8 protein-coding genes are annotated in these 6,983 nt (G+C 73.7%); 7 read left to right on the forward strand and 1 reads right to left on the reverse strand.

Going from position 1 to position 6,983, the window contains the following annotated elements; all coding sequences use genetic code 11:
- Positions 1-43: 43 nt before the first annotated feature.
- Complete coding sequence (locus tag ABZ951_RS20925; protein ID WP_344091415.1) at positions 44-562, forward strand: DUF2617 family protein; 519 nt, start codon at positions 44-46, stop codon at positions 560-562.
- A gap of 161 nt (positions 563-723) precedes the next feature.
- The gene (locus tag ABZ951_RS20930; protein ID WP_344091417.1) at positions 724-2,322 is read left to right on the forward strand and encodes a polyamine aminopropyltransferase; all 1,599 of its coding nucleotides are present in this window, start codon (positions 724-726) and stop codon (positions 2,320-2,322) included.
- Here ABZ951_RS20930 and ABZ951_RS20935 read toward each other — a convergent pair.
- Complete coding sequence (locus tag ABZ951_RS20935; RefSeq protein ID WP_344091419.1) at positions 2,310-3,215, reverse strand: AraC family transcriptional regulator; 906 nt, start codon at positions 3,213-3,215, stop codon at positions 2,310-2,312. The genes ABZ951_RS20930 and ABZ951_RS20935 overlap by 13 nt on opposite strands.
- 116 nt (positions 3,216-3,331) lie before the next feature.
- On the opposite strand from ABZ951_RS20935, the gene ABZ951_RS20940 reads away from it, so the two are divergent.
- The 5 genes from ABZ951_RS20940 to pyrE are packed head-to-tail and all read left to right on the forward strand — an operon-like array spanning position 3,332 to position 6,925.
- On the forward strand, positions 3,332-3,955 hold the full coding sequence (locus ABZ951_RS20940) for a DsbA family protein (RefSeq protein WP_344091421.1): 624 nt from the start codon (positions 3,332-3,334) through the stop codon (positions 3,953-3,955).
- Between the two features lie 37 nt (positions 3,956-3,992).
- Positions 3,993-4,643, forward strand: coding sequence for an NAD(P)H-binding protein (locus tag ABZ951_RS20945; protein ID WP_344091425.1), 651 nt, complete (start codon positions 3,993-3,995; stop codon positions 4,641-4,643).
- 57 nt (positions 4,644-4,700) lie between these two features.
- Positions 4,701-5,495, forward strand: coding sequence for an SRPBCC domain-containing protein (locus ABZ951_RS20950; protein WP_344091428.1), 795 nt, complete (start codon positions 4,701-4,703; stop codon positions 5,493-5,495).
- A 49-nt stretch (positions 5,496-5,544) separates the two neighbouring features.
- The gene (locus ABZ951_RS20955) at positions 5,545-6,375 is read left to right on the forward strand and encodes an aldose 1-epimerase (protein ID WP_344091430.1); all 831 of its coding nucleotides are present in this window, start codon (positions 5,545-5,547) and stop codon (positions 6,373-6,375) included.
- 4 nt (positions 6,376-6,379) lie between these two features.
- Positions 6,380-6,925 carry an orotate phosphoribosyltransferase gene (gene pyrE, locus ABZ951_RS20960; protein WP_344091433.1) on the forward strand — a complete coding sequence of 182 codons (546 nt, stop codon included), beginning with the start codon at positions 6,380-6,382 and terminating at the stop codon, positions 6,923-6,925.
- Positions 6,926-6,983 lie beyond the last annotated feature (58 nt).

Consider the following 6,983-nt stretch of genomic DNA (forward strand, 5'->3'; position numbering starts at 1 on the left):
GCGGGCCGGCCCACCCTCCCCTGCGTGTTTGCGGAGCCGACCCATGCTCAGGACCCTCAAGACCACCTACACCGATACCCGCGCCGCCGACCTCGCCTGGTGCCTGGGGAAGGACCCCCTCCCCGCCCTGGCCGTGCTCGATCTGCGGCTCGCCGACTCCCTCGTCCAGCTGCGCCTGCTCGGCGCCTCCCACCAGGTGCTCCTGGAGGAGGGCGACGGCGTCTGCTCGGAGACCGTCGCCTGCCTGCCCGGCCAGGCCACGCCGTTGCCGCTGGGCGTGGCCAAACGCGTCGGGGCCTGGGAGTACGAGTTCGCCGCGAGAATAGAAACGCTCTCGCGCTGCTCCTTCGCGGGGCGCGCGCAGGAGCTGCTCGCGCTCGTCGCCGAACACCCGTACGGCCTCGCGGGGACCTTCCCGGGCAGCCCGCACGCCTTCACCGCCCTGCTCGCCCAGCGCCACGAGGGACAGATCAGCTGGCGCACCTGGCACGCCTATCCCCAGGAGGGGCGGCTGGTCGCCACCCGGACGAGGGTGGGCGTGCGCGCCCCGGCGCCCCTCTAACGCCCCCGGCGTCGCTCCGCACTCGTCGGACGGCCCCGTCGCTTCCCGTCTCGCCTGCCCCGGTACGCCCCGGATCGCCGCTCTCGCACGGCCATGGAACACCTGTAATAAACCCTTGTGGGTGACAAAAGGTTGCCGGATCGTGACGTAGCGTTCCCATCATGATCTACCGCCCGGTATCGGCGCGGCTGCCCGTACCGGCCGGGCTCGGCCGCTTCGTGGTGCTGACCACCGTCTTCGTCTGCGCCGCCTGCGGGCTGGTGTACGAGCTGGAGCTGGTCGCCCTGGCCTCGTACCTGATCGGCGATTCGGTCACCCAGGCGTCCGTCGTGCTGTCGGTGATGGTCTTCGCGATGGGCCTCGGCTCGCTGCTCGCCAAGCGGCTCCGGGGGCGGGCGGCCCTCGGGTTCGCCGTGGTCGAGGCCCTGCTGGCGCTGGTCGGCGGCCTGTCGGCGATGGCGCTGTACGCCTGCTTCGCCTGGTACGGCCGGGCCATCCCGGCCCTGGTGGGTTTCTCGCTGGTCATCGGGGTGCTGATCGGCGCCGAAGTGCCCCTGCTGATGACGCTCATCCAGCGCATCCGGCGGCAGGACGCGGGCGGTGCCGTCGCCGACCTCTTCGCCGCCGACTACGTGGGGGCGCTGGTCGGCGGGCTCGCCTTCCCGTTCCTGCTGCTGCCGGTCCTCGGGCAGCTGACGGGCGCCCTGCTGACCGGCGCGGTCAACGCGATCGCGGGCGGGGCCCTGGTGCTGTGGCTGTTCCGCGGCGATCTGAGCGTCCGCTCGCGCTGGGCCCTCATAGCCGTCAACGGCCTCGTGCTGGCGGTGCTGGCGATCGGCTCGGTCCTCACCGCCCCTTTCGAACGGGCCGCGCGCCAGGCCATGTACGGCACGGACGTACGGGTGGCCGTGCGGACGGGCGTGCAGGAGGTCGTGCTCACGGGCGGCGCCGGCAGCGGCAAGCCGCTCGCCCTCTTCCTCGACGGCCGCCTCAGGGTCAGCGGGGCGGACGAATTCCGCTACCACGAGGCGCTGGTCCACCCCGCGATGGCCGGCCCGCGCCGCCGGGTCCTCGTCCTCGGCGGCGGTGACGGCCTCGCCGTGCGCGAAGTGCTGCGCTACCCGGACGTCACCTCCGTCACCGTCGTCGAGCTGGACGCCGCCCTCGTGCGGCTGGCCTGCACCGACCCCGGCCTCACCGCCCTCAACCGCGCGGCCTACCGCGACCCCAGGGTGCGCGTCGTCACCGCCGACGCCTTCGCGTGGCTGCGCACCCGGGGCAGCACGGAAGCCCCCTACGACGTGATGATCTCCGACCTCCCCGACCCCGCCATCACCCCCTCCACCAAGCTGTACTCCCAGGAGTTCTACGGCCTGGTGGAGCGCCGGCTGGCCCCCGGCGGGCGGCTCGCCGTCCACGCGGGCACCCTCGGCACCCGCCCCCGCGCCTTCTGGACGGTGGACGCCACCGTCCGCTCCGCCGGGCTGGAGGCCCGGCCCTACCGGGTGGGCGGTGCCGGGTCCTCCGGCGGCCCCGACCGCACCGCCGCCCGCCGCCCGGACATCCGCGGCGCGGAGCGGGACGACTGGAGCTTCCTGCTGGCGGCCCGGGAAGCACCGCCGCTCCGCCTCGCGACCCCCGGGCCCGACCTGCGCTTCCTCTCCCACCGGGAGCTGAGCAGAGCCGGGCGCGCCGCCGAGCGGAGCCGCGAGCAGGAGCCGCCCCCCTCGACGCTCATGCGCCCCCGCTACACGGGCTGAGCTCCGGCGCCCGGGCGCAGCGCGGCCCGGAAGGCGCCCGGTGAGCGCCCCTCCCGGTGCTGGAAGAACTTGGAGAAGTTCGCCGGGTCCTCAAAGCCGATCCGGCCGGCGATCCGGGCGGCCGGCAGATCGCTGTGCGCCAGCAGCCGCTTGGCCTCCAGCATCACCCGCCGGTCGATGAACTCCTTGGCGCCCACCCCGGCGGCGCACAGGGACGCCCGGGAGAGGGTGCGCGGCGCGTAGCCGAGCGCCCGGGCGTAGTCGGCGACCTTGTGGCGGGTGGCGAAGTCCCGCTCGACGGCGGCGCGGAAGAGGACGAAGGCGTCGTTGGGCGCGGGTACCCTGCTGCCCACGGGGGCCGTGAGGTGGGCGAGGCGCAGCACCAGCACGGACAGCAGGTGGCGCAGGACATCGGTGTGCACATCGGCGGGCAGCCCGCCGCCGGTGCGGAAGTCGGCCGCCAGGTGGTTCACGGCGCAGGCCACCGCCTCCCGGTCCGGTCCCACCGGCTGCCACAGCACCGGCCGGAAGGGGTCGTCGGCCACCTCGGCGACGGCCGAGCCGGGTGGCAGAAAGCCCGGCTGGACGAGGACGACGACGCCCTCGATCCCCTCGACCTCACCGAACTGCTGCACCTGCCCCGGCCGCACCCACAGCACCGACCCCTCCTCCAGCCAGTGGCCGGTGAAGTCGACGGTGTGCCCGGCGGAGCCGGAGCGGACGGCGACGATCTGGTGGAAGTCCAGGCGCTGTGGCCGGGCGAGCAGCCCCTCGGGCGCGCGGGAGCGCAGCTCGGCCAGGGACATCACCTCCACGCCCGCCGGGGTCCCGGGCGGGGCCCGGTAGGCGAGCTCGACGATCTCTTCCCGGCGGTCGTGTCGCTTTTTCACCATGACAAGACCCGAGCGTACCTGGGCGGGGCCGAAAAACACCCTTAGCTTGGTCATAACGCACCAGAAGGACCGATGCGCCGGAACAGCAGATTCCGGGCCACGGAGACGGGACAGACATGGCACGGCACAGGCTCACCTACGCATTCGACGCCTACTGCGGCTGGTGCTACGGCTTCGGCCCGACGGTCCGGGAGTTCGCCGCCGCGAACGCCGACCGCATCGAGCTCACCGTGCTCAGCGGCGGGCTCTTCACCGGGCCCCGCGCCCAGCCCGTCTCCGCGTACTCCTACATCCCGGCGGCGGACGCCCGGATCGGCGAACTGACCGGCGCGGTCTTCGGCGAGGGCTACGCCAGGGCGTTCGCCGAGGGCACCGCCGTGCTCGACTCGGCCGCCGCCGCGACGGCCCTGGCCGCGCTGCGCGAGCAGGCACCCGAGCGGACACTGGAGTTCGCGGGCGCCCTGCAGCGCGCCTGGTACGTCGACGGCCGCAGTCTCTCCGACCCGGCCACGGTGCGCGAGGTCGCCGCCGGCCTCGACGGGGTGGACGCCGACGCCGTGGCCGCCGCCCACCGGGACCCGGCCACCCGGCGCGCAGCGGAGGCCGACTTCCGGGAGGTGCGCAGGCTGGGCGTCGACACCTTCCCCACGCTGCTGCTGCACACGCCCGGCGGAGTGCGGCGGCTCGGCGGCCCGATGTCCACCGCGCGGACGCTCACCCGGGCGCTCGACCAGCACTGACCCCTTCTTCCCCTTGACTCACTCTGAGGAGCCCCCCATGGCAAAGATCGCTCTCTTCGGTGCCAACGGCACCATCGGCAGCCGCGTCCTGCGCGAGGCGCTGGACCGCGGCCACGACGTCACCGCCGTCGTCCGCGACCCCGCGAAGATGACCGAGACCCACCCCCGCCTCACCGTCACCACCGGCAACGTCCTCGACGCCGAGTCGGTGGCCGCGGCCGCCCGGGGCCAGGACGTCGTCGTCAGCGCCGTCGGCGGCGGGGACGGCCCCGGGCACATCGCCACCATCAAGCCGTCCGCCGAGTCGCTGGTGGCCGGGGTGCGCCGGCTGGGCGCCGACGCCCCGCGGATCATCGCCGTCGGCGGCGCCGGCTCGCTGCGCACGCCCGACGGCAAGCAGGTCTGGGACACCGAGGGCCTCCCGGAGTTCCTGCTCCAGATCATGCACGCGCACGGCGACGCGCTGGAGTTCTACCGCGGCGTCACGGATGTGCGCTGGACGAACATCAGCCCCGCCGCGACGATCGAACCCGGCGAGCGCACGGGCACGTACCGCACCGCCCTGGACGACCTCGTCGTGGACGCGAACGGCAAGAGCCGGATCTCCGCGGAGGACTACGCGGTGGCGCTCGTCGACGAGATCGAAAAGCCGCAGCACGTCGGCGAGCGCTTCACGGTCGCCGACTGACGGAAAGTCCGGCCGGAGAGGCACTGGTGAGGGGCCCGGTGGGTAGGCTCGTTTGCTATGGAGCATGAGGTGTTCGTTCCGTTTCCCGTCGAGTCCGTCCGTCGGGTCCTCGCCGACCCCGCGCGCGTGGTCCGGTGCGTCCCAGGGCTGCAACAGGACGTGGCGGACGCCGCCGGCGCGCTCGTGGTCGGCCGCCTCCGGCTGCGCATAGGCGGCTCGACCATCACCTACCGGGGCTCGCTGCACCTGACCGAGCACGAGGGCCTGTACGAGCTGTCGGGCGAGGGCACCGAGGTGCGGGGCTCCGGCACGGTGACGCTCGCGCTGCGCGGGCTGCTGGAACCGGCCCCGGGCGGCTCCCGGCTGGTGTGCACCGGCACCGTCGGCAGCGGCGGCCGGCTGGCGGAGTTCGACGAGAAGACGGCGCAGTCCTCGGCCCGCCGCCTCCTGGACCGCTTCGCCGCCGCGCTGACGGAGGAACTGCGGGAGGACGCCGAGGAGGAGGCCGGCGGCGGGCCCCGGCTGGAGGGCGGCAGCGTCTTCGACACCGAGGTCCCGCTGCCGTCCCTCGACCCGTCCGCCGAGGACGACGACCTCGACGACAGCGATGACGACGAAGACGAGACGGACGACGACGAGCCCCCCGCCGAAGCCGCGCACGCCCGCCGCACGATGATCGGGCGCAGCGCCGAGGAGGTCGACCACGCGCCGCCGCGCGGCCGGTACGCCCCCGTCCCGGCCCCCGAGGCCGCCTCCGCCACCGCGGCGGCCCTGCGCTGGGCGGCGCCCGCGGCGGCGGTGGCCCTGGCCTCCGCGGTAGTCGTGGGGCGGGTGCTGCGACGGCGGCGCTGAGCCTTCCCGCCCTGCCGGTTTCGCCCTGTCATCGCAGGCGGGAGGGCATATGGTCGTAGACGTGACGAACGACGAGACGAAGGACAGCACTCAGGTCCGGCTGCGGGCCGGGGACGCCGAGCTGACGGTCGATCCGCGGCACGGCTGCCGCCTCACGAGCCTCCGGGTCGCCGGGGTGGAACTCCTGCGGCAGGGCGCGAAGTACGGTGCGTTCCCGATGGTGCCCTGGTGCGGGCGCATCGAACTGGGGCAGTTCCGCAACGGCGGTGAGCGCCACCAGATGCCCGTCAACTCCGGGCCGCACGCGATCCACGGCACCGGCAGGGACACCGCCTGGCGCACGGTGGGCGCGAACGACGGCGAACAGACCGCCGCGTTCACCTATGACCTCGCGGACCCCTGGCCCTACAGCGGCCGCGTCACCCAGCTGGTGGAGCTGACGGCGGACTCCCTGACGCTCACGATGGGCGTCGAGACCTACGACAACTCCTTCCCCGCCCAGGCGGGCTGGCACCCCTGGTTCCGGCGCAACCTCGGTACCGGCAAGGACGTCGAGGTCGCCTTCGACGCCGGCTGGCAGGAGGAGCGCGGGGACGACCACCTGCCGACGGGCCGCCGTATCGCCCCCCTGCCCGGCCCCTGGGACGACTGCTTCGGCATGCCGGACGGCGTGGACGTCACCCTCACCTGGCCGGGCGCCCTGGAGCTGAAGGTCGCCAGCCGCGCCGAATGGGTCGTGATCTACGACGAGCAGGACGAGGCCGTCTGCGTCGAGCCGCAGTCCGGCCCCCCGAACGGGCTCAACACCCTGCCGCGGCTGGTGACGCCCATCGACCCCCTGGAGATCTCCACCACATGGACCTGGCGCCCCCTGGCCTAAGCTCATGTCCATGAGCGATGCACGTGACGTCCTGCTGCAGCAGATCAAGGACAAGGCCGTGGTCCACGGCAAGGTGACCCTCTCCTCCGGCAAGGAGGCCGACTACTACATCGACCTCCGCCGGATCACCCTGGACGCCGTGGCGGCGCCGCTGGTCGGCCAGGTGATGCTGGACGCCACCGCCGACCTGGAGTACGACGCCGTCGGCGGTCTCACCCTCGGCGCGGACCCGGTCGCCACCTCGATGCTGCACGCCGCCGCCGCGCGGGGCCGCAAGCTCGACGCGTTCGTCGTTCGCAAGGCGCAGAAGACCCACGGCATGCAGCGCCGCATCGAGGGCCCGGACATCAAGGGCCGCCGGGTGCTCGTCGTCGAGGACACCTCGACCACCGGCGGCTCGCCGCTGACCGCCGTCGAGGCGGCGCGCGAGGCGGGCGCGGAGGTCGTCGCGGTCGCGACGATCGTCGACCGCGGGGCCGCCTCGGCCATCGAGGGCGCGGGCCTGCGCTATGTGACCGGTTATGCCCTTGAGGACCTCGACCTCTCCTGACCTGCACTTTTATCAAAGCGTTCCCGGCGGGGGGGTGGGTTGTAAGGTAATAAAACAC

The sequence above is a fragment of the Streptomyces sp. NPDC046215 genome (genome assembly GCF_040646215.1).
Lineage (GTDB): Bacteria > Actinomycetota > Actinomycetes > Streptomycetales > Streptomycetaceae > Streptomyces > Streptomyces stramineus.